Genomic DNA, 22,042 nt, shown 5'->3' with positions numbered 1-22,042 from the left:
CGGTCCCATTCCGAACCCGGAAGCTAAGCCCTCCAGCGCCGATGGTACTGCACTCGATAGGGTGTGGGAGAGTAGGACACCGCCGACAATACTCATCGGGAAACGCCCCACAGTCCATGACTGTGGGGCGTTTTCGCTTTTCCAGGGCGTTCCGGACATCGGCCGCGTTCCACTTCGCCCTCCAGATGACCACCTGGAGGGTTTTGTCATGCCGGAATCCTCCTCGTGGCCCCTCGGCTGTGGTGTCCGATTCGGTCGCCGCAGCTACAGTCGGCCAGATGACTAGCGGCGAGCACACCGGACCACGGAACTTGAAGCCTCGCAGTCACGAGGTGACCGACGGGATCGAACGTTCCCCGGCCCGCGGCATGCTGCGGGCGGTGGGCATGCAGGACGCCGACTTCGCGAAACCCCAGATCGGGGTGGCCTCCTCCTGGAACGAGATCACGCCGTGCAACCTCTCGCTGCAACGATTGGCGACGGCCGGCAAGGAGGGCGTGCGCGAAGCCGGTGGCTTCCCGATGGAGTTCGGGACCATCTCGGTGTCCGACGCCATCTCGATGGGACACGTCGGCATGCACTACTCGCTGGTGTCGCGCGAGATCATCGCTGATTCGGTCGAGACGGTGATGCAGGCCGAGCGGCTGGACGGCTCGGTGCTGCTGGCGGGCTGCGACAAGAGCCTGCCGGGCATGCTGATGGCCGCTGCCCGGCTGAACCTCGCCTCGGTCTTCGTCTACGCGGGTTCGACGTTGCCCGGCAAGGTCGACGACCGCGAGGTGACGATCATCGACGCGTTCGAGGCCGTGGGGGCGTGCGCGCGAGGACTCATCGGTGAGGACGAGGTGGAACGCATCGAGCGGGCCATCTGCCCGGGCGAAGGCGCCTGCGGCGGGATGTACACGGCGAACACCATGGCGTGCGCGGCCGAAGCATTGGGCATGTCGCTGCCGGGGTCCGCGAGTCCGCCGTCGGTGGACCGGCGCCGCGACGTGAGCGCCCGAGACGCAGGCCGGGCCGTGGTGGGCATGCTGGAGCGGGGACTGACGACCCGCGACATCCTCACGAAGGAGGCGTTCGAGAACGCCATCGCGGTGGTGATGGCCTTCGGCGGGTCGACGAACGCGGTGCTGCACCTGCTCGCGATCGCGAAGGAAGCGGAAGTCGATCTGCGGCTGGAGGACTTCAACCGGGTCGGCGACCGGGTCCCGCACCTGGCGGATGTGAAACCGTTCGGCAAGCACGTGATGCCGGCGGTGGACCGCATCGGCGGGGTGCCGGTGGTGCTGAAGGCATTGCTCGATGCTGGCCTGGTGCACGGTGACTGCATGACGGTCACCGGGCGCACCCTCGCGGAGAACCTCGCGGAACTGGACCCGCCGGAGCTCGACGGCGAGGTGGTGCACGAGTTGTCGAACCCGCTGCATCCCACGGGTGGCCTGACGATCCTGCGCGGTTCGCTGGCTCCGGAAGGTGCGGTGGTCAAGAGCGCGGGCTTCGAATCCGAGTCGTTCGAGGGGACCGCACGGGTCTTCGACGGCGAGCAGAGCGCGATGCAAGCGGTGGAGGACGACACGCTCCGAGCCGGCGACGTGGTCGTGATCCGGTACGAAGGCCCGCGGGGCGGCCCGGGAATGCGGGAGATGCTGGCCGTGACGGGCGCGATCAAAGGGGCGGGGCTGGGCAAGGACGTCCTGCTGCTCACCGACGGCCGCTTCTCCGGCGGCACGACCGGGTTGTGCATCGGCCATGTCGCCCCCGAAGCCACGGACGGCGGCCCGATCGCGCTCGTCCACGACGGCGATCCGATCCGCCTCGACCTCAGAGCGCGCACCCTCGACCTGCTAGTCGACGAGGCCGAACTGACCCGCCGCCGCACCGCCTGGACGCCACCCGCCCCGAAGCACCGCCACGGAGTCCTCGGAAAGTACGCCCGCCTCGTCGGCTCAGCCGCCGAAGGCGCCATCTGCTGACCCCACCAAAGTGAACGGCCCGCCCGCCCAACGACACGGGACGAACAGTCCGCTCACCCCAACTGCCCGCACCGGTACCCCGCCACCGCCGAATCGCTCACGTGCCGTTGATGGATCCGAGCGGGATCAAGTGAACGGACCGTTCGTCCAATGGGATTGGGCGAACGGTCCGTTCACCCCGAAACCCCACCCCCGAATCGCCACCCGCGGGATCGAGTGAACGGACCGTTCGCCCAACGAGATGGGACGAACGGTCCGTTCACTCCAGATGACGGCACCGGCGCCGCACCGGGTGGGGCGCTCAGGTGCTGGTGGCGGGGTGGAGTGGGAGTGAGTGAACGGACCGTTCGTCCAACGGGATTGGGCGAACGGTCCGTTCACTTCGGGAGGTGTTGGGGTCAGGTGGTGGGGAGGGTCATGATCGGGGTGGTGGTGGGGGAGGGGGAGCCGCCGGGGGGTTCGATGGTGATGCCGAGTTGGGCGGTGTTGGCGGGCATGGCGGCGATGAGGGGTTCGGTGCGGTCGGCGGTGGGCGCGGTGAGCAGGCCCGCTGAGGTGGCGGTGCCGCCGGGTTCGATGAACCACAGCTGGTAGACGCGGTCACCGGGCGCGGGTGCCATGCCGGTGGTCATGAACATCGCTTTGCCCTGCTGCGCGGACAGGACCGTGGTCGCCCGCATCCCGTCGGGACCGGGCGCGTTGATCACCCGGGCGTCGGGGGACTGCAGCACCGCGGAGATCTCGGCGCCGCGCTCGCCGGCGGCGATCATGCGGTCGCGGGTCGCGTCGAGTTCCTGCTGCGCGCGTACCGCGACGATGCCGAAGACCGCGGCCAGCGCGACTCCGACGGCGGCGGCCGCGACCGACAACCGGGTTCCCCAGGGGAGGTGCGTCCGCCGCCGTCCGGTGCGGGCGAGGACCGGTGGTGGCGGGTCCTGCCGGGTCTGGCTGATCTCCGCGAGCACCCGCTGCTTGAGCTCGTCCGGCGGAGCGGTGTGCTCGGCCGCTCCGAGCCGGGCGGCCGCTTCGCGCAGTTCCCCCACTTCGAGGCGGCAGTCCTCGCAGGTGGTCAGGTGCACTTCGAATTCTGCTCGTTCGTCGTCGGGCAGCGCGTTGACGACGTAGGCGCCGGTCAACGTGGCGAGCTCGGAGCTCATCGGCCCACCCCCAGGCAGTCGCGCAGTCGGATCAGCCCGTCTCGCAGCCGTGTCTTCACGGTGGACGCGGGTGCGTCGAGCAGGCCGGCGGCTTCCCGGTAGGTGTAGCCGCGGTAGTAGGTCAGCAGCACGGATTCGCGCTGCAGCTCGGTGAGGGTGGTCAGGCAGCGTCGCACTTGCCGCTGCTCCCACCGGGTGGTGACGGATTCGGTGACTTCGTCGAACGGCCTGCTGTGCTGCTGCGCGCCGACGCGGGCTTCGCGGTCGCGCCCGGCTTGGGCGGAGCGGACCCGGTCGACGGCGCGGCGGTGCGCGAGGGTGAGCACCCAGGTCTGCACGCTGCCGCGGTCGGGCCGGTAGTGGGTGGCGCGCCGCCACACTTCGACGAGCACTTCCTGGGTGACCTCTTCGGACTGCGCGGCGTCCCGCACGACGCGTTGGATCAGGGCGAACACGGAACCGGCGAGCAGGTCGTAGAGCTGCTCGAAGGCGCGTTCGTCCCCTTTGGCGACTTCGGCGATCAGTGCGCGGGCGTCGGGTCCGTCGTCGTCGGGCGGTGTCCACCGCTGAGGTCGGGAGTGTGGTCGTTCTTGCATTCCGTGGTCCCTTCACCGCCGTGCCGGGTGGGATCGTGTCGAGTCTGCAGGGTCGAGCGCGTCGGTGTGCGGGTGGCGCCCGCGCACCTGCCGGGGTCAGGTGAGCGCTTTGCGGTATCCGAGCTGCCACACGTCGAGGTATCCGGCGCGAAATCCGGCTTCGCTGTAAGCGAGGTAGAACTCCCACATCCGGTGGAACCGGTCGCTGAAGCCTTGCGCGGTGATGTCGTCCCGGTTCCGGCGGAAGGTGTCCCGCCAGGTGCGCAGCGTGGTGGCGTAGTCGGGCCCGAAGGAGTGCCGTTCGGTGCCGCGTAAGCCGGTGTGCTCGCGGACGGTCTGCTCGATCGCGCGCAGCGAGGGGATTTCGCCGCCGGGGAAGATGTACTTGTGGATCCAGGTGTGCGATCGACGGCTGGCGAGCATCCGGTCGTGCGGCATGGTGATGGCCTGCAACCCGATGCGCCCGCCGGGCGCGAGCAACCGGTCCAGCGCGGCGAAGTAGCCGGACCAGTACTCGGAGCCGACGGCTTCGATCATCTCGACGCTGACGATCGCGTCGTAGGAGCCCGCGGCGTGGCGGTAGTCGCGCAGCTGCACGTCGACGCGTTCGGTGAGTCCGGCGTCGGCGATGCGCCGCTGGGCGAGCTCCCGCTGCTCGGTGGACAGGGTCAGCGTGGTGACGTGCGCTCCTCGTTCGGCGGCGCGGATCGCGAGCGCACCCCACCCGGTGCCGATCTCCAGCAGCCGGGTTCCGGCGCGGACTCCGGCGAGGTCGAGGACGCGGTCCATCTTGGTGCGCTGCGCCGCGGCGAGGTCGGAGGCACCGGCGGTGAAAAGCGCCGACGAGTAGGTCATGGTCTCGTCGAGGAACGCGGCGAACACGTCGTTGGACAGGTCGTAGTGCCGTTCGATGTTGCGCCGCGACCCGGTGGTGGTGTTGCGTTCGCTGCCGGGCTTGGGGGCGTCGACCCACCGCCGGAGGCCCTGCAGCGGTTTCGGCACGAGCGTGGCGAGGCGTTCGGCGAACGGGGTGAGCAGGTCGGCGGGCTCGGGGCTGTCCCACTCCTCGGCCATGTAGGACTCGCCGAAGCCGATCTTCGAGTCGGCGCCGAGGCGGTGGAAGAACGCGCCGGGGTCGAGGATCCGCATCAGCGGTGCTCCGGCGCCGCCCGCGCCGAGCCGTTCGCCACCGGCGAGCGCGACGCGCACGGGCAGGTCGCGCACCGCGTGCCGGAACACCTTCTCGGCGAAGTGGGCGCGCACGGGCGAGTGCGGTGCCGGCCCGAGCAGGTCCCACGGAGCTCGCCCGGTCGCGTCGGACCGGTCGGGCTCGGCCGATCCGGTGCGGGGCGGTGTCGGGAGGGTGATGCTCATCGGATGCCTTCCTGGTGGACGTGCGGGCGTCGGGGGACGATGCGGAGCCCGCGCAGCCACAGCGCGATGCCGTGGCGCCGGATCAGCGCGGAAACCCGGTGCGGCACGAGCGGTCGCCGCAGCACGGCTCGCGCGATGGCCTTGGTCGTGGCGGGTTCGCGGGTGCCGGTGAGCACCGCGGTCAGCAGCGGCCGGTGCTCGTCGCGCAGCCGGATGCGGACGTGCAGGCGGTCGCCGGGCGGCTGGAACCGCATCTCGTAGCGGCCCTGTTCGGGCAGGAACGGGGAGACGTAGAACTCCTTGTCCACCTCGGCTCGCCCGGAGTCGTCGGGGTGCAGCAGGTACGCGTGCCGTTCGCCGTAGGTGTTGTGCACTTCGGCGACGATGCAGCGCAGCGCCCCGTCCGGCCGGTGGCACCAGTACACGGTGATCGGGTTGAACACGTGCCCCAGCACGCGGGGATGCGCCAGCATCAGGACCCGCCCGCCGTCGAGCTCCACGCCGCGCAGCGCGAGCCAGCGCTCCAGGTTCCGGCGGATGCTGCGGCGGGGATCGCCGAGGTGGTCGGAGGCGTCGAAGTGGGCGAACGGCCGCAGCCACCGCGGCGGCCGCGGCAGGTCGTCGAGGTCGACGAGCCAGGTGTAGAGCGGGTGCCGGAAGTGGTTCGGCACGTCGCCGTGCCGGGTGTGGGTGATGGCGCCGTGGTAGATCGAGGCGCTGGTCATGCGGGCCACCCCGCGCCGAACGCTTCGGCGGCCCGGACTCCGCTGGCGCAGCCGTCCTCGTGGAACCCCCACCCGTGGTAGGCGCCGGCGAACCGGGTGCGGGCATCGCCCAGTTCGGGCAGATGGCGTTGCGCCGCAACGGAATCCGGCGTGTAGACGGGGTGCCGGTAGTGCATCCGGGCGAGGACGCGGTCCGGGCGCACCCGCCCCGCCGGGTTGAGGGTGACCAGGTAGTCCTCCGGTTCGGCGAGCCGCATCAACCGGTTCATGTCGTAGCTGACCAGCACGTGCCCCGGATCGGCAGCGCAGCTCGGCTTGTGGTGGTTCCACGAGGCCCGCGCACCGGGCGCGGCGGGGAGCACGCTCGTATCGGTGTGCAGCCACGTCTCGTTCTCCGAGTAGCCGAACGCACCCAGCACCTTGGTCTCGGCGGGCGTGGGGTCGGCCAGCAGCGCCAGGGCCTGATCGGCGTGGCAGGCCAGCACCACGCGATCGACCCGGTGCGATCGGTCGCTCTCGTCCCGGATCTCGACGTGCTCACCGGTGCGCTCCACCGACCGCACCGGAGTGCTGATGTGCACTGCGGACAGTCCGGCGGCGGCGCGGCGCACGTACTCCCGCGAGCCGCCGACCACCGTGCGCCAAGTCGGCGAGCCGGAGACGGACAGCATCCCGTGGTGGCGCAGGAACGCGAACAGGTAGCGCGCCGGGTAGCGCTTGCTCGCTTCGAAATCCGCCGACCACACCGCCGACACCAGCGGCAGCGCGAAGTGGTGCACGAAGTACCGCGAAAAGCCCTGCCCGTCGAGGAAATTGCCCAGCGTCACCGCATCCGCCTGCTCGCCGGGGGCGTCGAGCAGCCGGTTCGCGGCCCGGTGGAACCGCGCGACCTGCGCCAGCATCGCCAGGTAACGCGGGCGCACGACGTTGCCGCGCTGCGCGAACAGCCCGCCGAGCCGCTTCGCGCCCGCGTACTCCAGGCCGCATTCGGCGCAGGACACGCTCATCGACATCTCGGTGTCGCGGGTGCGGACCCCGAGTTCGCCGAACAACCGCAGCAGGTTCGGGTAGGTGCGTTCGTTGTGCACGATGAACCCGCTGTCCACTGGGACAGTGCGGCCGTCGGCGGTGGTGAGGCCATGGGTGTGCGCGTGCCCGCCGAGCCGGTCGTCGGCTTCGAACAGCAGCACGTCGTAGCGGCGCCGCAACAGGTGCGCGGCGGTGAGCCCGGACACTCCTGCGCCGATGACGGCCACGGTCTCGCTCATCGCTGCTCCTCGTTTCCCGTCGCCAGTTCACGGACGAATCGCCTGGTCAGCACTTCCCATTCGGTCCAGCGGCGCACCATGGCGTGGCCGGCGCCGGACACCCGCACGTACGTCACGGACGGCGGCCTCGGCAGCTGCAGCGCCCGGCGGGCGTAGTCGGCGGACTGCTCGGGGGAGGTGATCCGGTCGGCGTCGCCGTGCGCGATGAGCACCCGGCCGCCCGTGAGCTGCTCGATCGGCTCGCCCGGTTCCAGCCAGGGAGCCAACCCGCACACGCCGTCGACCGCCTCGTCGCCCGCCAGGCGCAGCGCCACCCGGCCGCCCAGGGAATGCCCGACCAGCACGATCCGCGCCGTCGGATGTTCTGTCTTGATGCGTTCCAGCGCCCAGCGCGCGTCGGTCAACGCGTCCAGCGCCGGTTCGTTCCACCCGCGCAGCCGGTTGCGCAGCAGCCACACCTGGGCGGCGCTGCCCGCCGTCGCCTGGCGCAACGACCGGGCCATCACGTGCATCCGCTGGTAGGCGAGCTGGTAGCGGCGCACCGGGGCCTGGCTGGTGGCCCGGCCTCCGTGCAGGACCAGCACGACGGTCCGGGGCGCGTCCGCGCGGGAGCGCAGGACGTGCACCGCGGGTCGCGGTGGGAACTGCCCGGCCGTGTCGCCGAGCCGCTGCTGGGTGTGCATACCCGCCATTCGGAGCTCGCCCCCGCCCGGACTGGTCTCAGTGATCCGGATCACGAAGACCGATCGGCACCCGCCCCTGCTCCGAATGCGGGATGTCGGCGACCGAGGAAGGGGTTCGTGTGTCCGAACTGCGAAAGCGCCAGGGTGCGGCGAGCCGGATCGAGCGCGCGGTGCGCGACCTCATCGGCATCTCGCTGCCGGTGGGGCTGACGGCGTGGGACGGCAGCACCGCCGGGCCGCCCGGCTCCCCGCGCGTCGTGTTGCGCAACCGCCGCGCGCTGCGCCACGTGCTGTTCAGCCCGGGTGAGCTGGGGTTGGCGCGGGCCTACGTGAGCGGTGATCTGGACGTGGAAGGCGACCTGGCGGAGGGCCTGCGCCGGTGCTGGGCCGCGTTCCGCGAGCAGCGCGCCGGACGGGTGCGGTTCGGGCCGGCGCAGTGGCGGCGGCTGCTGGCCGAAGCGTTCGCGCTCGGGGCCGTGGGGCCGCGACCGGCACCGCCAGCCGGTGAGGCGAAGCCGAGCGGCCGGCTGCACAGCCGCCGCCGCGACCGGGAAGTGATCGCGCACCACTACGACACCGGCAACGAGTTCTACGAGCTGCTGCTCGACCCGAGCATGGCCTACTCCTCCGGCTACTGGACCGGGGACGGCGACGATTACGGCCTCGCGGAGGCGCAGCGGGACAAGCTGGACCTGATCTGCCGGAAGCTCGGGCTCACCGAAGGGACCCGGCTGCTCGACGTGGGGTGCGGCTGGGGCTCGCTGATCCTGCACGCCGCGCGGCACCACGGGGTGCGGGCCACCGGCGTGACGCTCTCCGCGCAGCAGGCCGCGCACATCCGGGGCCGAGTCGACGAGCTGGGCCTGCAGGAACTGGTCGAGGTCCGGTTGCAGGACTACCGGGAGATCGATGACCAGCCCTTCGACGCGGTCGCGTCGATCGAGATGGGCGAGCACGTCGGCGAAAGCCAGTACCCCGTGTACGCGGCGGCGCTGCACCGGCTGCTGCGATCCGGCGGCACGCTGCTGATCCAGCAGATGTCGCGGGCGGGCAACGCCCCCGGCGGCGGCGCGTTCATCGAGGCCTACATCGCCGCCGACATGAGCATGGTCCCGGTGGGCCGCACCCTCGGGCACCTGGAAGAGGCAGGTCTGGAAATCCGCGACGTGCAGGCGATGCGCGAGCACTACGCGCGCACCGTCGCGGTGTGGGCGCGGACGCTGGAGGACGACTGGGAACGCGCGGTCGCGCTCCTCGGCGTCGAGCAGGCCCGGACCTGGCGGCTGTACTTGGCGGGCGGCGGGCTCGCCTTCGAGGAGAACCGCATGGGCGTCAACCAGATCGTCGCCGTGAAGAACGCCGCCGCGCCGCACCGGGGGAACGTCCGGTGAGCGGGGCGGTGTTCCTCGCGGCGCCGATCGCGGCCCTGAGCACGGTGCTGCTCACCTTCGCGATCGCCCGGCTGCGGGGGCGCTACGACACCATCGACTCGGTGTGGGGCGCCGGGTTCGCCGTGATCGCCGTGGTGAGCGCGCTGGCCGGTACCGGCTCGGTGACCGGGTGGGCGGTGGCGGCGCTCACCGCGGTGTGGGGCGTGCGGCTCTCCGCGCACCTGCACCACCGGAACTCGGGGAAACCGGAGGACCGGCGGTACCAGGACATGGCGGCCCGCTACGGCGAACGGGCCTGGTCGTTGATGTTCGTGCGCGTCTACCTCGTGCAAGGCGTGGTGATGTGGTTCGTGTCGTTGCCGGTGCAGGCGGCGCAGACCGTCGACGCGCCGGGACTCGGACCGCTGGGCTGGGCCGGAATCCTGGTGTGGGCGGGCGGATTCGTCTTCGAAGCCGTCGGTGACGCGCAGCTGAGCCGGTTCCGCGCCGACCCCGCCAACGCGGGCACCGTGCTCGACACCGGCCTGTGGCGCTACACCCGGCATCCGAACTACTTCGGCGACGCCTGCGTCTGGTGGGGCCTCTACCTGCTGGCGTGCCAGAGCTGGCTCGGGGCGGCGACGGTGCTCTCGCCGGTGCTGATGACGTGGCTGCTGGCCAAGGGCTCGGGGAAACCGCTGCTGGAACGCGGACTCCGCGAACGCCGGCCCGCCTACGCGGCCTACGTCGAGCGCACCAGCGGGTTCGTCCCGCTACCGCCGCGCCGGTGAGCCGCGCCCGTCAGCCGTCGAGGTGGTGCAGTGCGGCGGTGACGAGCGTCTCCACCCCGGCCGACAAAGTCGGATGCAGGTCCGGGGCGAACTGCGGCGAGTGGTTCGACGGGATGTCCTGATCGACCGTGCCCGCCTCCGACGCCGTGACGAAGCGCTGCGCGTCGGTGCCGCCGACGAACCAGAACACCGACGGGACCCCGCTCGCCCGGCCGAACTCGCCGAAGTCCTCGCTGCCCGTGACGATCGGCCCCGGATGGACCCGCCGCTCGCCGAAGACCTCGCGGAAACGCGTGCTCAGCGACTCGGTGGCGGACTCGTCGTTCACCGTCAGCGGGTAGGACTCCACGACGGTGATCTCAGGTTCGCGAGCGGCCCCGGCGGCCACCGCCTCGGCGCGGACGATCCGGCGAACCGCGTCGAGCACCTTCCCGCGGACCTGCTCGGTGAACGACCTGATGCTCAGCTGCAGATCGGCCTGGTCGGGGATCACGTTGTCCTTGCTGCCCGCGTTGAGCGCGCCGACGGTGACGACCGCCGAATCCGTCGCCGCCACCTCGCGGGACACGATGGTCTGCAGCCGCAGCACCGTGGCGGCGGCCATCACCACCGGATCGACCGTCGTCTCCGGCCGCGAACCGTGACCGCCGCGGCCGAACATCCGCACGTGAACGGTGTCGCTGGCGGACATCGCGAGGCCGGGGCGGGTGAACACGTGCCCCGCCGGCATCGGGCCGACGTGCTGGCCGAGCACCACATCCGGCGTGCCGAATCGCTCGAACAACCCGTCCTCGATCATGGTTCGGGCGCCGCTGCCGCGTTCCTCGGCGGGCTGCAGGACGAACAGCACCGTGCCCGCCCAGTCCGCCCGCCGGGAGCCCAGGACCTTCGCCGCGCCCAGCAGCCAGGTGACGTGCATGTCGTGGCCGCAGGCGTGCGCGACCGGCACCTCCTCCCCGGCGTCGTTCGTGGTGACCTGGGTGCTGGCGTAGTCCAGCCCCGTCTGCTCGCGCACCGGGAGCGCGTCCATGTCGGCCCGCAGCAGCACGGTCGGCCCCGCGCCGTTGCGCAGCACGCCGACCACTCCGGTCCGGCCCACCTCGGAGGTGACCTCGCAGCCCGCGTCGCGCAGGGCGCGAGCGCCGACGTCCGCGGTGCGGTGCTCGGCGAACCCGAGCTCCGGGTGGCGGTGCAAGTCCACGTAACAGCGCTCCAGCTCGGGCAGCGCCGCGTCCAGTTCGGGGAACGAGCCGGAAGGCATGAGCTCTCCTGTCTCCGGGTGAGGGCGTTCGGTGACTCCGCAGAGGCGATCTTCGGCCACGCGCCCGCCCCCCGCCACCAGGCACCCCCGCGAAGCGGTTCGAGTGAACGGACCGTCCGTCCAACCTCGCTGGATGAACGGTCCGTTCACCCGCCACCGCGCACCCCGCCCACTCGAACCTCCACCCGGCCCGCCAGCGGCGACGCGGGAATGCGGGTCGGAGTGAACGGACCGTTCGTCCAATCCCGCTGGACGAACGGTCCGTTCACTCCACCTAAACGCGGATCGAGCAGTCTCCGGCGTGCGACGCCGCGCCCGGGCGGTGGTTCGGGGAGCGAACCTCGGGAGTGAGCGGACCGTTCGTCCAATGCCGTTGGACGACAGGTCCGTTCACTCCATTGCTGTGCCGATCCGCTGCGTGCACGTGGGCTGGGGCCTTCGGGAGACCTCGGGTGGATGTCGGTGGTGTGGCTTTGGATGTTTGCGCTCCGTCGTTCGGCGGATCTTCGCGGGGGCCTGTGCGACGAGCGGTTCCGTTGATAGCGCGCGAATCGGACATTGGGGCAAGATCGGACGTGGGGCAGGGGCTCGTATGATGATCTTGAAACGACTGGGAGGTCGCGTTGGTGTTCAAGAAGATGCTGCGGGCGTTCGGGATCGGCGGTCCCACCGTCGACACGGTGCTCTCCGAACCGCACGTGTACCCGGGCTCCACCCTCTCCGGTGAGGTTCGCATCGCCGCCGGCGACGGAGAGGTCGACATCGAGCGGGTGACGCTGCGGTTCGAGGCGCGCTCCGAGCTGGAACGCGGAGATGAGCAGCACGACGCCACCGTCGAGTTCCTGCACGCCATCGTCGCCGAGAATTTCCGCGTCGAGGCGAACGAGCACAAGGTGATCCCCTTCGCGATCCCCGTGCCGTGGGAGACCCCGCTCAACGTCGTCGACGGCCAGCAGCTGCCGGGAGTGCAACTCGGCGTGCGGACCGAACTCGCCATCGCGAAGAGCGTGGACAAGGGCGACCTCGACGGCTTGTTCGTCGCGCCGCTGCCCTCGCAGTCCAGGGTGCTGGACGCATTCGGCGCCCTCGGCTTCCAGTTCAAGTCGACCGACCTGGAGATCGCGCAGCTGGCAGGCATCGAGCAGCAGCTGCCGATGTTCCAGGAGATCGAGTTCTACGCGCCGCACCAGTACGAGGGCCGCATCAACGAGGTCGAGCTGACCTTCGTGGCCGACGCGGAGGGCCTGCACGTCGTCCTCGAAGCAGACCGGCGGGGCGGGCTGTTCCGCTCGGGGGAGGACGCGTTCGGCCGGTTCCACCGGACGCACGCGGAGGCGGAGCAGGTCGACTGGGTCGCGGAGCTGACCCGCTGGCTCGACGAGGTCGCCCAGCGCGGCGGACTGTTCGGCGGCGGCCACGAGCACGGCCACCACGAGCACCACGAGGAACAGCGCGGCGGCCCCGGCTGGGGTGGCGTCGCGGCCGGAGCCGCGCTCGGCGTGGGCGCGGGCATCGTGGGCGGCATGGTCGTGGGCGAAGTGATGGACGAAGCAGGCGACTTCTTCGAGGGCGACGAGGACTGACCGCCCCCGACCCGCGGCAGCTGCCACCGGCGTTGTGAGTGAACGGACCGTTCGTCCAACCGGCTTGGACGAACGGTCCGTTCACCAAATCCGCTGAGCGCGGCGCCCGTGGTGGCCACGTGGTTCGCCGCGGCGGAATGACGATGGGTGAACGGACCGTTCGTCCAGAACGATTGGACGAACGGTCCGTTCACTCCACCTGATTGCCCGGCGCACGGCGGCGTGCGCGGCTCCCTCAGTGTCGGCGTCGGGTGAGCATGTGCGTGAGCTCGGTGAGCTCCGCGGCCGGCCCCGGCTCGGGGTCGGCGGTGTTGAGGTGGTGCAGGGCTTCCGCTTCCAGCGTGCCGATGTGGGTGCGGCTCCAATCCCTGGCACCGGAGTCGGACACCAGCCGCGCGGCGCGGACGGCGTCCTGCTCGGACAGCTCGCGGCCGTCCGCGTAGAGCTCCGCCAGTTCCCGGCCCGCCGCGGTGCCGGAGTTCAACGCCGCCACCACCGGCAGCGACTTCTTCCGGTTCCGCAGGTCCGAATGCACCGGTTTCCCGGTCACCGCCGGATCCCCCCAAATGCCCAGCACGTCATCGACCAGCTGGAACGCCAGGCCGAGGCGGAACCCGAAGCGCCGCAGGTGCTCGACCCGCTCCTCGCTCGCCCCGCCGAAGAACGCGCCGAGGGCGCAACTGCAACCGAGCAGCGCCCCCGTCTTCGACCCGACCATCGTGAGGCATTCGGGCAGGGCCACGTCCGAGCGCCGCTCGAACGACATGTCGGAGCTCTGCCCGTCCACCAGGTCCAGCACGGTGGCGTTGAGCTCCTTGAGCCCCGCGATCGCCGCCGGGTGCCCGCTGCTGGTGAGCACCTCCGCCGCCAGCGTGAGCAGCGCGTCACCGGCGAGGATCGCCGGTCCGGAGCCGAACACGCTCCACGCCGTGGGCCGGTGCCGCCGGGTCAGGTCGCCGTCCATCACGTCGTCGTGCAGCAGCGAGAAGTTGTGCACCAGCTCCACCGCGACCGCCGCGGGCAGCACCTGCTGCGGATCCGCGCCCACGGCGCGTCCGGCCAGCAACACCAACGTCGGCCGGATCGCTTTGCCCTGATCTTCGTCCACCGGCGCGCCGTGCTCGTCCCGCCAGCCGAAGTGGTGGCCGACGATGCGCTGCATCGACTCGGGCAGCGAACCGACTGCGGCGCGCAGCGCGGGGTCCAGGAAGTTCCGGCCCGTGCGCAGCGTGTCGGTCACCGTTCGCGCCCGTCCCACTTGTGCAGTCATCTCCGCCGGTCTCCTTCAACGGGTGGTTTCGACGTGTTCGAGCACCCCGAGCGCGTCGGGGACCAGGACTGCGGCCGAGTAGTACGTGCTGACCAGGTAGGACACCACGGCGTGCTCGTCCATCCCCATGAAGCGCACGTTGAGGCCGGGTTCGTACTCGTCGGGGATGCCGGTCTGGCGCAAGCCGACGACTCCGTTGTCCTCGGCGCCGGTGCGCATCGCCAGGATCGAGCTGGTTCCGGCTTCGGTGACGGGGATCTTGTCGTTGGGCAGGATCGGCACCCCGCGCCACCCGGTCACGCGCACGCCTTCGACCTGCACCGTCTCCGGCAGCACGCCCCGGCGGTTGCATTCCCTGCCGAACGCCGCGATCGCCTGCGGGTGGGCCATGAACAACCGGGTCTTGCGGCGCTTGGAGAGGAGTTCGTCGAGGTCGTCGGGGGTGGGTGGGCCGGTGCGGGTGTGGATGCGTTGGGAGAGGTCTGCGTTGTGGAGGAGTCCGAAGTCGGGGTTGTTGATGAGGTCGTGTTCTTGGCGTTCGCGGAGTGCTTCGATGGTGAGGCGCAGCTGCTGCTCGGTCTGGTCCATCGGCGTGCTGTAGAGGTCGGACACGCGGGTGTGCACCCGCAGCACGGATTGCGCGACCGCCAGTTCGTACTCACGGGGCGCGGTCTCGTAGTCGACGAACGTCCCGCCGAGCGCCGCTTCTCCGGTGTGCCCGGAGTGGATGCCGATCTCCGCTTCACCGTGCTTGTTCTGCGACTGCACCGGACGCGACCGGACTTCGTCCAGGTGCGCGCGCAGCGCTTCGGAACGGGCCGCGGTCTGTTCGATCACGTCGCCGCGCAGTTCGAGCACGGTGCAGGTGGTGACGGTCTTGACGGTGAACTTCCAGGTTTCGTCCTGGTCGACCAGCAGGCCGGAGCCGGCGTGGTCGCCGTCGGCGAGCAGGCCGAGCACCGCGTCGTCGCCGTACTCGCCGGCGGTCAGCTTGTGCGCTTTCCCGTGCGCCAGCAGCAGGATTCGGTCCACGGCCGATCCGGCTTCGGCCAGCACTTCGCCGGGCCCGTACTCGCGTTGCACGAACCGGTCGGCTAGCGCGCCGAGCACGTCGGCGTCGTCGAATCCCCGCAACGCCGGCAGTTCCTGGAGCTCCTGCGGCACCACCCGCACTTCCCGGCCGGTGCTGACGAACGTGACGCGCCCGTCGCCGAGGGTGTAGGTGAGCCGCCGGTTCACCCGGTAGGTGCCCGAGCTCGCCTCCACCCACGGCAGGGTCCGTTGCAGCCAGCGGGATGTGATGCCCTGCATCTGCGGCGGGGTCTTGGTCGTCGTCGACAGCTTCCGCGCCGCCGCGGTGCCCAGGCTCAGTGCGGGGCGAGCGCCGGAACCCACGTCGGTCGGGTCCTCGGTGTTGGTCTCGCGGGTCATGCAGTCACCATTCCCGTTGTCGTTGCTGGAAGAACCGGGCCCCGCCGGGGCCCGGAGGACTAGCCGGGTGTTCGGCGCAGGAAGCGCTGGCGCGGAAATCCGGGCCGCCCGAGAGCCCGGCGGGCCCGGCGCGGCCGGTCGCCGGTGCCCGCGTAGCGACCGGTGACGGAGATCCACCGCAGCTCGCCCGCCGTCCACTGCTGCAACCCGCGCACGTACCGCTCCAGCCGAGCGCCGGCCGCTGCGGTGAGCTCGAATTCTTCGACCAGCACGGGAATCTCCCGATGCGCGATCGACTCGAACCGCCGCAGGCGGGCCGTGCACATGTCGTCCGCGATCGCCACCGCCTGGTGCGGGCCGCAGCAGAGGAAGGCCGCGATCGCGGTGACCACGTCCGGCACCGGGTGGGCTTCCGCTGGTCCGGCGCGGTAGCGGAACAGGTCGTGGCGCAGGGCTCCGACCTCGGCGAACGTCGTCGCCATCGTCCGCATCGGGACGGTCGCGAACAGTTCGGCCGGGATTCCCGGCGCATGCCGGTGGCGCAGGAGCGCGGCGGTGAGCTCGCCCCCGCAGGTGCGGCGCCGCGATGCGAGCAGTTCCAGCGGATCCGCCGTCTCCGCGGCGCCCAATTCCGCCGCCCGGAGTTCGAGCATCTCCGCGAGCCGAACCGCGATCTCCCTGCGCGGCCGGGAGCCGAGGTCGGCGGTGGTGCGCCGCCACACGTCGGTCAACGCCCGTTCCCACGAGGCCCCCGCGGCCCGCGAATCCGGGCGCAGCAGCTGGGGGAGCCTGCTCAGGAATTCGGCTCCTCCGCCGGAGGCGATCAGGTGGTCGTCGGCGCGCCACGACCACACTTGGCGGTCGGCGGCCAGCCCCAACTCCGCCTCGTCCGCGTCCGGCTCGGTCAGCGCGGCCAGCAGCGCGTAGTCGGCGGCGTCGAAACCCGAGGGCGTCCATTGCCGCATCGCCGGTTCCGGGGCGCCGCCGTCGAGCAGCCCGTGCTGCCGCGCCCAAGCGCGGGTGTGCCGCCTGGCCGCTTCGAGCCTGGGATTCGGATGGGTGTCGAAGGGCATGAAGAAGTCCGGCAGCCGCACCCGGTTCGCCGTGCGCTGCCTCGCCGGGGCGGGCCGGGTCGCCGCTTCGACCTCGGCCTCCGCCGCGTTCGGCCGCCACGCCAGCATCCCGGCCAGCCAATCCCGCAGACCTTGCACGTAGCGGAGCACCGTCTCGCGCTGCGCCTCGTCCCGGCAGGCCGCGAGCAGCGCGGGCAGCTCAGCGGAGGTCAGCTCGTCGAACCGCTGCGACCGCCGCGCCTGCAGATCGCCGAGCATGGCCATGGCCAGCGGGCGGGACTGCCCGAAGTGCCGTTGCAGCACGACGACGCTGCCGGAACGCTCGGCGTCCTCCGACGCGGGATCCCACGGCGATCGAAGCAGCACCACGTCGCAGAACGCGTTGTGCACCGCGCGGAAAGCCGCACCACCGGTGACCTCGGCGGGGAGCGTGGTGCGCAGTCCGTACGCCACCAACTGCGCCGCCCACGGACCTGGGCCGGGTCCGCGCCCCAGCTCCAGGTGGTCGATCGGATTGGGCACTCGGGACACCACCGACCCGGCCGACTCCGCCGGCTGCCCGCGCAGCAGGTCGATCAGCGCGGTATCGAGCTGCCACCGCCACGACGGAGCGACCCGTGCGCGCAGGTCGCACAGGCCGCGCTCGACCGGGTCAGCGGCGTCCCTGGGAACACTTCCGCCCGGCGGACCGGCCAGGTTCGCCCGCAGCTTCGCCGCGTAGCGCTCGGCCGTGGCCGCCTGGCGGTGTCGCCGCAGGTGGTGGCGCACCGCGTCCACCCACACCCCGAAGCAGGCGATCAGCGCCAGCTCCGGGCCCGGGACATCGGGATGCGTCCAGGCGGCGAGCAGCACCTGGTCCCGGATGCCGGATGCGGGAACTCCGAAGTCGGTGGAGCCCGCTGTGGGCACCACCTCTTCCGGAGCTTGTCGCCCGGAAGCGCACTGGACGGCGTCCGGTGCGCCCCCGGGCCGGGTCGGGGAGCCGGGTCCACCCGGCTCCGACTCCTGACGCGGACCGGATAAGTCCACATCGGACAGCAGCAGGCCTTGGTCCCGCGCCCATCGCGCGGTGTTCGCGTACGCGCGGTCCACGTTCGGGTTCAGCCGTGCGCCGCACGGCTCACCCCAACTCGTGATCTCCAAGGCCCGCATCCCGGATCAGCCCTCGCGACCGATCTCGACGTGCTCCAGCACGCCGAGTGCGTCGGGGACCAGCACTGCGGCGGAGTAGTAGGTGCTGACCAGGTACGAGATCACCGCGCTCTCGTTGATGCCCATGAACCGCACCGACAGCCCCGGCTGGTACTCGTCGGGGATGCCGGTCTGGTGCAGGCCGACCACGCCCTGGTTCTGCTCGCCCGCGCGCATCAGCATGATCGAGCTGGTGCGGGTCTCCGAGATCCCGATCTTGTTGCACGGCAGCAGCGGCACGCCGCGCCACGCCGGGATCTGATGGCCCTGGAAGTCCACGTTCTGCGGGTACAGGCCGCGCTTGCTGCACTCGCGGCCGAACGCGGCGATCGCGCGCGGGTGGGCCAGGAAGAAGCTCGGTTCCTTCCACACCGTGGAGAGGAGTTCGTCGAGGTCGTCGGGGGTGGGTGGGCCGGTGCGGGTGTGGATGCGTTGGGAGAGGTCTGCGTTGTGGAGGAGTCCGAAGTCTGGGTTGTTGATGAGGTCGTGTTCTTGGCGTTCGCGGAGTGCTTCGATGGTGAGGCGCAGCTGCTGCTCGGTCTGGTTCATCGGCTGGTTGTAGAGATCCGCGACCCGGCTGTGCACCCGCAGCACCGTTTGCGCCACGCTCAGCTCGTACTCGCGCGGGGCGAGCTGGTAGTCCACGTAGGTCCCGGCGAGCGGGTGCTCCCCGGTGTGCCCGGAGTGGATGTCGATCTCCGCTTCACCGTGGTCGTTCTGCGCCTTGCCGGGAGCCGTCCGCACCTGGTCGAGGTGCGCGCGCAGCGGCTCGGCGGCGTTCATCTCCTGCAGGCTCTGGTGCCGCAGGGCCAGCAACGTGCCCGAGGTGACGGCCTTGATCGTGTGGCTCCAGGTCTGGTCCGCCGAGACCAGCGCGCCCTCGCCGAAGTAGTCGCCGTCGGCGAGCACGCCGAGCACCGCGTCATCGCCGTACTCGCCACGGCCGAGCTTGTTCACCTTGCCGTGCGCGAGCAGGAACACCTGGTCCACGGCGCTGCCGGCTTCGACGATGACGTCGCCGGGCTCGAAGTTCTGCTGCACGAAGCGGTCGGCGAGCGCGCCCAGCACCGACTCGTCGTCGAATCCCCGCAGCAGCGGCAGTTCGCGCAGTTCTTGGGGGATCACGCGGACGTCCGAGCCGGTGTTGGTGAAGGTCACCCGCCCGTCGCCCAGGGTGTAGGTGAGCCTGCGGTTGACCCGGTAGGTCCCGCCCGTCGCCTGGGTCCACGGCAGCATCCGCAGCAGCCAGCGGGACGTGATGCCCTGCATCTGCGGTGGGGTCTTGGTCGTTGTCGCGAGGTTGCGCGCTGCCGCCGTCCCCAGGCTCAGCTGCGGCTGCTCGTTCTCGTCGACACCCGAATCCGCCACGGTCACGACGTACACCACCTAATCTTTCGTATGGGGTCAGGGAAACGGCGCCGAATGCGCCGGTGGAGCGGATGCGCTGGGCCGGCGGGCGGTGCCCGCCGATCCGGAGCGCATCGACCGGTCCGGATCGGGAGGGGCCGCGACACGGATCGGTTCGGCAACGGCTCGACCCGATATGAACCGGGTCGAGCCGAAGTGGTTTGGGTGAATGGATAGACGCCGACGTGGAAACCGGGCATCGGCGAAATGCGTGCTCATTTCCTGGCGGGAGAGACGCTAGCACCGCCGGATGGAGCCGTACAGTCACCCGAAGGTGCTAAGCCTGGCTGTGCTGTTTGCGCCCAGTAGCGAAATCTGCGGCCATCCGCGATTCGACTTTTGCAGCCACGAAAAGTAGTTGTAGCTGTAATCAATTCATCGTTCTTTGGTCTATTTGATATCCGGAGTCATGGGGTGTGCACGGATCGGATCGGTTCGGGGTGGAGTGCTGGTCCGAACGGGGGGTGTGCGGAGGTGTTCGCTGCGAACCGGTTGCGAACCGGTTGGATCGATGCAGTACCGTTCAGCGGTTGAATGCGACCTCGACGAGTCGAATTCGGCCCTGTGGAAATAGTCTCGGGCTCGACGTGTACTCGGAGTTCCCTGGTCGGTGCGGGAATCTCCGGGGAGCCGTCTCGTAGCCCGGTTCCGCGCGTGCGTCCGCGGGGTCGGTCGGGGGTGAAGGAGGGTGACCGGATGCGGTGGAACCTGCGGCTGGCTGCGGCCAATCGCGGCATTTGGAAGGCGGGTGACCTGCAACGCAGGCTCGCCGAGCGGGGCATGGTGATCTCGGCCGGCAAGATGTCCGCGCTGTGGTCCGGCCAGCCGGGCAGCGTCAAGCTCGACGACCTGGACGTGCTCTGTGCCGTCCTCGGCTGCGGGGTGGACGAGCTGCTGATCCCGCAGCCTGAGCGGGTAGGCGGCGCTCGTGCGGCGGAATCGGAGCATTCGGATCCGGTGTGATCGCACGCATCGCGCGGGCGTGTCGTGCGCGAAATACCCTGGGCGGACGGAATTGCGGAAGAGTGGAATCGGTGAGGTCGATCACTCATCTGTTTTTGGAGTGGTTTCGGCTCCAGTGGTGACGGCGTGGCGTCTGCCGTTCCGATTCCCGGTTCCGCAAGGGTGGGCCTGTCGGGTCGGCGGTCGCCGGAAATGGGGTGGATCTCCACTGCCGCGGCGACGAATTCCGCCACTGCCGGACGCGCGGACGACGATCCGCCCGGTACTCCCGATTGTTGGTGGCCACCCGAATCATCGGTTCTCTTCCGGCTCGGCATGATGTCGAAGCGGTGGCCGGCCTGAGGCGGTGTCTCCGTGAAAGCAACAGGTGAAACGACGTCCAAATAGGACGAAGCGTGCTCCGTAGGGCTGTGGGGAAGTGGTTCGTCCACGTTGGTGCGGCTCCGGTTGCCGGGCGTGAATCCAGACGCGGAGAGTCAGTTCGTGTTTCAAGATCCACCTGATCGGGTCGATCGAGTGGATCAATCGGGTCTGGTTCGCTCCGCGACATTCCGCGCATGGCCGTCCGGCGGCTATCACTGGAGCGACCGAGTGCGATCAGAGGGGGGTCCGATGCTGGGGTTCGGACGGAAGAACAGGCGTCCCACCGAGGGTTTCGGAGATCCCCGAGCACGAGCCGGAACCCGCTGCGTCCGAGCGCTGCTGTCGCTGGGCGTCGGACTGTCCGCGGCGCTGATCCCGGTAGTTCCCGCGCAGGCCGGGCCAGGGCAGGTCGCTTCAGCCGGCCCGCACGTCCCGTGCTCCGGTGTGCATGCCGGCGACGAGCGCTGGGGGCCGGAATTCCTGCCTCGGCCGTGGCAGCAACCGGTCGGCCCGCTGCTGGACGAGTACTCCCGCAGCGGCGACCTCGAGCCCGCCGAATTCCTCGACACCTACTGGGATTCGGCGGCGAACAGCTGGAGGTACCCGCCGCAGGACGGCTTCGAAGTGGACCCGGACGGCAACCCCGACAAGCACCCCGAGGTGCTGGACGTCGGTGACGACCTGGACCGCTTCGGCTCCGAGTACGGCTCGTTCCTCGCTCCTGCCGGGGACGACTACGCCGAGCGCTCCCTCCCGCCGCAAAGCCTCACCACCCGCGAAGCCGACTTCCCCTGCGGCTACCACCGCTACGAAGTGGCCCGATCGTTCACCGTCTGGGAAGGCCCGATCGCACCCTGGTTCGCGCAGCCCGGCGGCGGCACCCAGATCCTGCTCGACTCCGCATTCCTCCAGCCGGGCGAGGGGCAGCGGCTGAACGTCAGGTGGCTGCTGTCCAACGGGTACCTCAAGCCCGCCGACGATCTACGGTAGGCGGATGGATCGCCGCGAACTGTTCACCCTGCTGCGCGGGTCGGGTGTCGCCGAGAGCGAGCTGTGGATCGAAGGTGTGCACGAACCCCGTACGTCGCCGACGGAATTCCTGTTCCTGCGCAAGGGCGAGAACGGCTGGGACACCGGCGTGGCCGAACGCGGGGTCTGGCACGTGATCACCTCGTCCCCCGACGAGGACACCGCCTGCGCCCGCCTCCTACGCCTAGCCCAACCCTGACCCCCGCAACCCTGGTGGAGTGAACGGACCGTTCGTCCCATCACCTCGGACCAACGGTCCGTTCACTCCACGAACTCGCCCCCGTTCCGCCGACGTGCGGCCCGCGCCGCCCGGCTCCCACCCGCACCGCATCCATGGGAGTGAACGGACCGTTCGTCCCGTTGGATAAGACGAACGGTCCGTTCACTCCGAAAGATCGCTGGATCCCGCTGGAGGGTGCGCGGAAGGGGCGCCTGCCGGGAGGCGCCGTGCGTGATCAGCCGCGGCGTGCGGCAGGGGTGTTCGAGCAGCCGGTGGATTGGACGAAGGGGGCGTTCACTCCTGGTGGGGCCTCG

Annotated in this window: 18 protein-coding genes and 1 rRNA gene; 8 read left to right on the top strand and 11 right to left on the bottom strand. The window is 70.5% G+C overall.

Translation table 11 applies throughout. The features are described from left to right. Nucleotides 1–88 (top strand): 5S ribosomal RNA (gene rrf / locus ACWD38_RS05580); the annotation flags it as partial. Nucleotides 89–278: 190 nt separating this feature from the next. Further along, nucleotides 279–1,973, top strand: coding sequence for a dihydroxy-acid dehydratase (gene ilvD / locus ACWD38_RS05575; protein ID WP_450123438.1), 1,695 nt, complete (start codon nt 279–281; stop codon nt 1,971–1,973). A gap of 398 nt (nt 1,974–2,371) precedes the next feature. Here the strand turns inward: ilvD and ACWD38_RS05570 are convergent, their stop codons facing one another. The 6 genes from ACWD38_RS05570 to ACWD38_RS05545 all read right to left on the bottom strand — a co-directional run bounded on the left by ACWD38_RS05570 (nt 2,372) and on the right by ACWD38_RS05545 (nt 7,785). Next, nucleotides 2,372–3,130: an anti-sigma factor gene (locus ACWD38_RS05570; protein WP_184484758.1), complete on the bottom strand. Its 759-nt coding sequence runs from the start codon at nt 3,128–3,130 to the stop codon at nt 2,372–2,374. Further along, nucleotides 3,127–3,726, bottom strand: a complete 600-nt coding sequence (gene sigK / locus ACWD38_RS05565) for an ECF RNA polymerase sigma factor SigK (protein ID WP_184477375.1) — start codon at nt 3,724–3,726, stop codon at nt 3,127–3,129. Before sigK ends, ACWD38_RS05570 begins: the two co-directional genes overlap by 4 nt. 96 nt (nt 3,727–3,822) lie before the next feature. Further along, nucleotides 3,823–5,100, bottom strand: a complete 1,278-nt coding sequence (locus ACWD38_RS05560; RefSeq protein WP_450123437.1) for a class I SAM-dependent methyltransferase — start codon at nt 5,098–5,100, stop codon at nt 3,823–3,825. Beyond that, on the bottom strand, nt 5,097–5,825 hold the full coding sequence (locus ACWD38_RS05555; RefSeq protein WP_184477379.1) for a DUF1365 domain-containing protein: 729 nt from the start codon (nt 5,823–5,825) through the stop codon (nt 5,097–5,099). The genes ACWD38_RS05560 and ACWD38_RS05555 overlap by 4 nt, the downstream gene beginning before the upstream one ends. Then, entirely contained in the window at nt 5,822–7,093 is a 1,272-nt protein-coding gene (locus tag ACWD38_RS05550) for an NAD(P)/FAD-dependent oxidoreductase (RefSeq protein ID WP_450123436.1), read from the bottom strand. Before ACWD38_RS05550 ends, ACWD38_RS05555 begins: the two co-directional genes overlap by 4 nt. Further along, entirely contained in the window at nt 7,090–7,785 is a 696-nt protein-coding gene (locus tag ACWD38_RS05545) for an alpha/beta hydrolase (RefSeq protein WP_246456672.1), read from the bottom strand. Before ACWD38_RS05545 ends, ACWD38_RS05550 begins: the two co-directional genes overlap by 4 nt. 110 nt (nt 7,786–7,895) lie before the next feature. Between ACWD38_RS05545 and ACWD38_RS05540 the strand changes: the two genes are divergently transcribed. After that, on the top strand, nt 7,896–9,167 hold the full coding sequence (locus ACWD38_RS05540) for a cyclopropane-fatty-acyl-phospholipid synthase family protein (RefSeq protein WP_343071208.1): 1,272 nt from the start codon (nt 7,896–7,898) through the stop codon (nt 9,165–9,167). Continuing rightward, complete coding sequence (locus ACWD38_RS05535) at nt 9,164–9,937, top strand: DUF1295 domain-containing protein (protein ID WP_184477385.1); 774 nt, start codon at nt 9,164–9,166, stop codon at nt 9,935–9,937. The genes ACWD38_RS05540 and ACWD38_RS05535 overlap by 4 nt, the downstream gene beginning before the upstream one ends. 10 nt (nt 9,938–9,947) lie before the next feature. On the opposite strand, the gene ACWD38_RS05530 is transcribed toward ACWD38_RS05535, so the two are convergent. Then, entirely contained in the window at nt 9,948–11,198 is a 1,251-nt protein-coding gene (locus tag ACWD38_RS05530; RefSeq protein WP_450123435.1) for an amidohydrolase, read from the bottom strand. A gap of 626 nt (nt 11,199–11,824) precedes the next feature. Here ACWD38_RS05530 and ACWD38_RS05525 point away from each other — a divergent pair. Next, nucleotides 11,825–12,781: a sporulation protein gene (locus ACWD38_RS05525; protein WP_450123434.1), complete on the top strand. Its 957-nt coding sequence runs from the start codon at nt 11,825–11,827 to the stop codon at nt 12,779–12,781. Nucleotides 12,782–13,016: 235 nt separating this feature from the next. On the opposite strand, the gene ACWD38_RS05520 is transcribed toward ACWD38_RS05525, so the two are convergent. The 4 genes from ACWD38_RS05520 to ACWD38_RS05505 all read right to left on the bottom strand — a co-directional run bounded on the left by ACWD38_RS05520 (nt 13,017) and on the right by ACWD38_RS05505 (nt 19,120). Beyond that, complete coding sequence (locus ACWD38_RS05520; protein ID WP_184477391.1) at nt 13,017–14,051, bottom strand: family 2 encapsulin nanocompartment cargo protein polyprenyl transferase; 1,035 nt, start codon at nt 14,049–14,051, stop codon at nt 13,017–13,019. Nucleotides 14,052–14,066: 15 nt separating this feature from the next. Continuing rightward, complete coding sequence (locus tag ACWD38_RS05515) at nt 14,067–15,482, bottom strand: family 2B encapsulin nanocompartment shell protein (RefSeq protein ID WP_450123433.1); 1,416 nt, start codon at nt 15,480–15,482, stop codon at nt 14,067–14,069. 59 nt (nt 15,483–15,541) lie between these two features. Next, nucleotides 15,542–17,464 (bottom strand): terpene synthase family protein, encoded by a 1,923-nt coding sequence (locus ACWD38_RS05510; RefSeq protein WP_450123432.1) that lies wholly within the window; start codon nt 17,462–17,464, stop codon nt 15,542–15,544. A 249-nt stretch (nt 17,465–17,713) separates the two neighbouring features. After that, nucleotides 17,714–19,120, bottom strand: a complete 1,407-nt coding sequence (locus ACWD38_RS05505) for a family 2B encapsulin nanocompartment shell protein (RefSeq protein WP_184484763.1) — start codon at nt 19,118–19,120, stop codon at nt 17,714–17,716. A 729-nt stretch (nt 19,121–19,849) separates the two neighbouring features. Between ACWD38_RS05505 and ACWD38_RS05500 the strand changes: the two genes are divergently transcribed. The 3 genes from ACWD38_RS05500 to ACWD38_RS05490 all read left to right on the top strand — a co-directional run bounded on the left by ACWD38_RS05500 (nt 19,850) and on the right by ACWD38_RS05490 (nt 21,707). Further along, nucleotides 19,850–20,116: a helix-turn-helix domain-containing protein gene (locus ACWD38_RS05500; protein WP_184477397.1), complete on the top strand. Its 267-nt coding sequence runs from the start codon at nt 19,850–19,852 to the stop codon at nt 20,114–20,116. 612 nt (nt 20,117–20,728) lie between these two features. After that, entirely contained in the window at nt 20,729–21,469 is a 741-nt protein-coding gene (locus ACWD38_RS05495; protein ID WP_450123431.1) for a TNT domain-containing protein, read from the top strand. A 4-nt stretch (nt 21,470–21,473) separates the two neighbouring features. Further along, nucleotides 21,474–21,707 (top strand): hypothetical protein, encoded by a 234-nt coding sequence (locus ACWD38_RS05490; RefSeq protein WP_184477401.1) that lies wholly within the window; start codon nt 21,474–21,476, stop codon nt 21,705–21,707. Nucleotides 21,708–22,042 lie beyond the last annotated feature (335 nt).

The organism is Saccharopolyspora sp. NPDC002578 (assembly GCF_053592695.1).
Note: the sequence above shows the minus strand (reverse complement) of the source record. Positions and strands in the feature narration are given on the sequence as shown.

What these genes read in the sequence shown, in the direction of transcription:
- ilvD (WP_450123438.1), top strand. Translation starts at nt 279, where the DNA reads ATGACTAGCGGCGAGCACACCGGACCACGGAACTTGAAGCCTCGCAGT.
- ACWD38_RS05570 (WP_184484758.1), bottom strand. Translation starts at nt 3,130, where the DNA reads ATGAGCTCCGAGCTCGCCACGTTGACCGGCGCCTACGTCGTCAACGCG.
- sigK (WP_184477375.1), bottom strand. Translation starts at nt 3,726, where the DNA reads ATGCAAGAACGACCACACTCCCGACCTCAGCGGTGGACACCGCCCGAC.
- ACWD38_RS05560 (WP_450123437.1), bottom strand. Translation starts at nt 5,100, where the DNA reads ATGAGCATCACCCTCCCGACACCGCCCCGCACCGGATCGGCCGAGCCC.
- ACWD38_RS05555 (WP_184477379.1), bottom strand. Translation starts at nt 5,825, where the DNA reads ATGACCAGCGCCTCGATCTACCACGGCGCCATCACCCACACCCGGCAC.
- ACWD38_RS05550 (WP_450123436.1), bottom strand. Translation starts at nt 7,093, where the DNA reads ATGAGCGAGACCGTGGCCGTCATCGGCGCAGGAGTGTCCGGGCTCACC.
- ACWD38_RS05545 (WP_246456672.1), bottom strand. Translation starts at nt 7,785, where the DNA reads ATGGCGGGTATGCACACCCAGCAGCGGCTCGGCGACACGGCCGGGCAG.
- ACWD38_RS05530 (WP_450123435.1), bottom strand. Translation starts at nt 11,198, where the DNA reads ATGCCTTCCGGCTCGTTCCCCGAACTGGACGCGGCGCTGCCCGAGCTG.
- ACWD38_RS05520 (WP_184477391.1), bottom strand. Translation starts at nt 14,051, where the DNA reads ATGACTGCACAAGTGGGACGGGCGCGAACGGTGACCGACACGCTGCGC.
- ACWD38_RS05515 (WP_450123433.1), bottom strand. Translation starts at nt 15,482, where the DNA reads ATGACCCGCGAGACCAACACCGAGGACCCGACCGACGTGGGTTCCGGC.
- ACWD38_RS05500 (WP_184477397.1), top strand. Translation starts at nt 19,850, where the DNA reads ATGCGGTGGAACCTGCGGCTGGCTGCGGCCAATCGCGGCATTTGGAAG.
- ACWD38_RS05495 (WP_450123431.1), top strand. Translation starts at nt 20,729, where the DNA reads ATGCTGGGGTTCGGACGGAAGAACAGGCGTCCCACCGAGGGTTTCGGA.
- ACWD38_RS05490 (WP_184477401.1), top strand. Translation starts at nt 21,474, where the DNA reads ATGGATCGCCGCGAACTGTTCACCCTGCTGCGCGGGTCGGGTGTCGCC.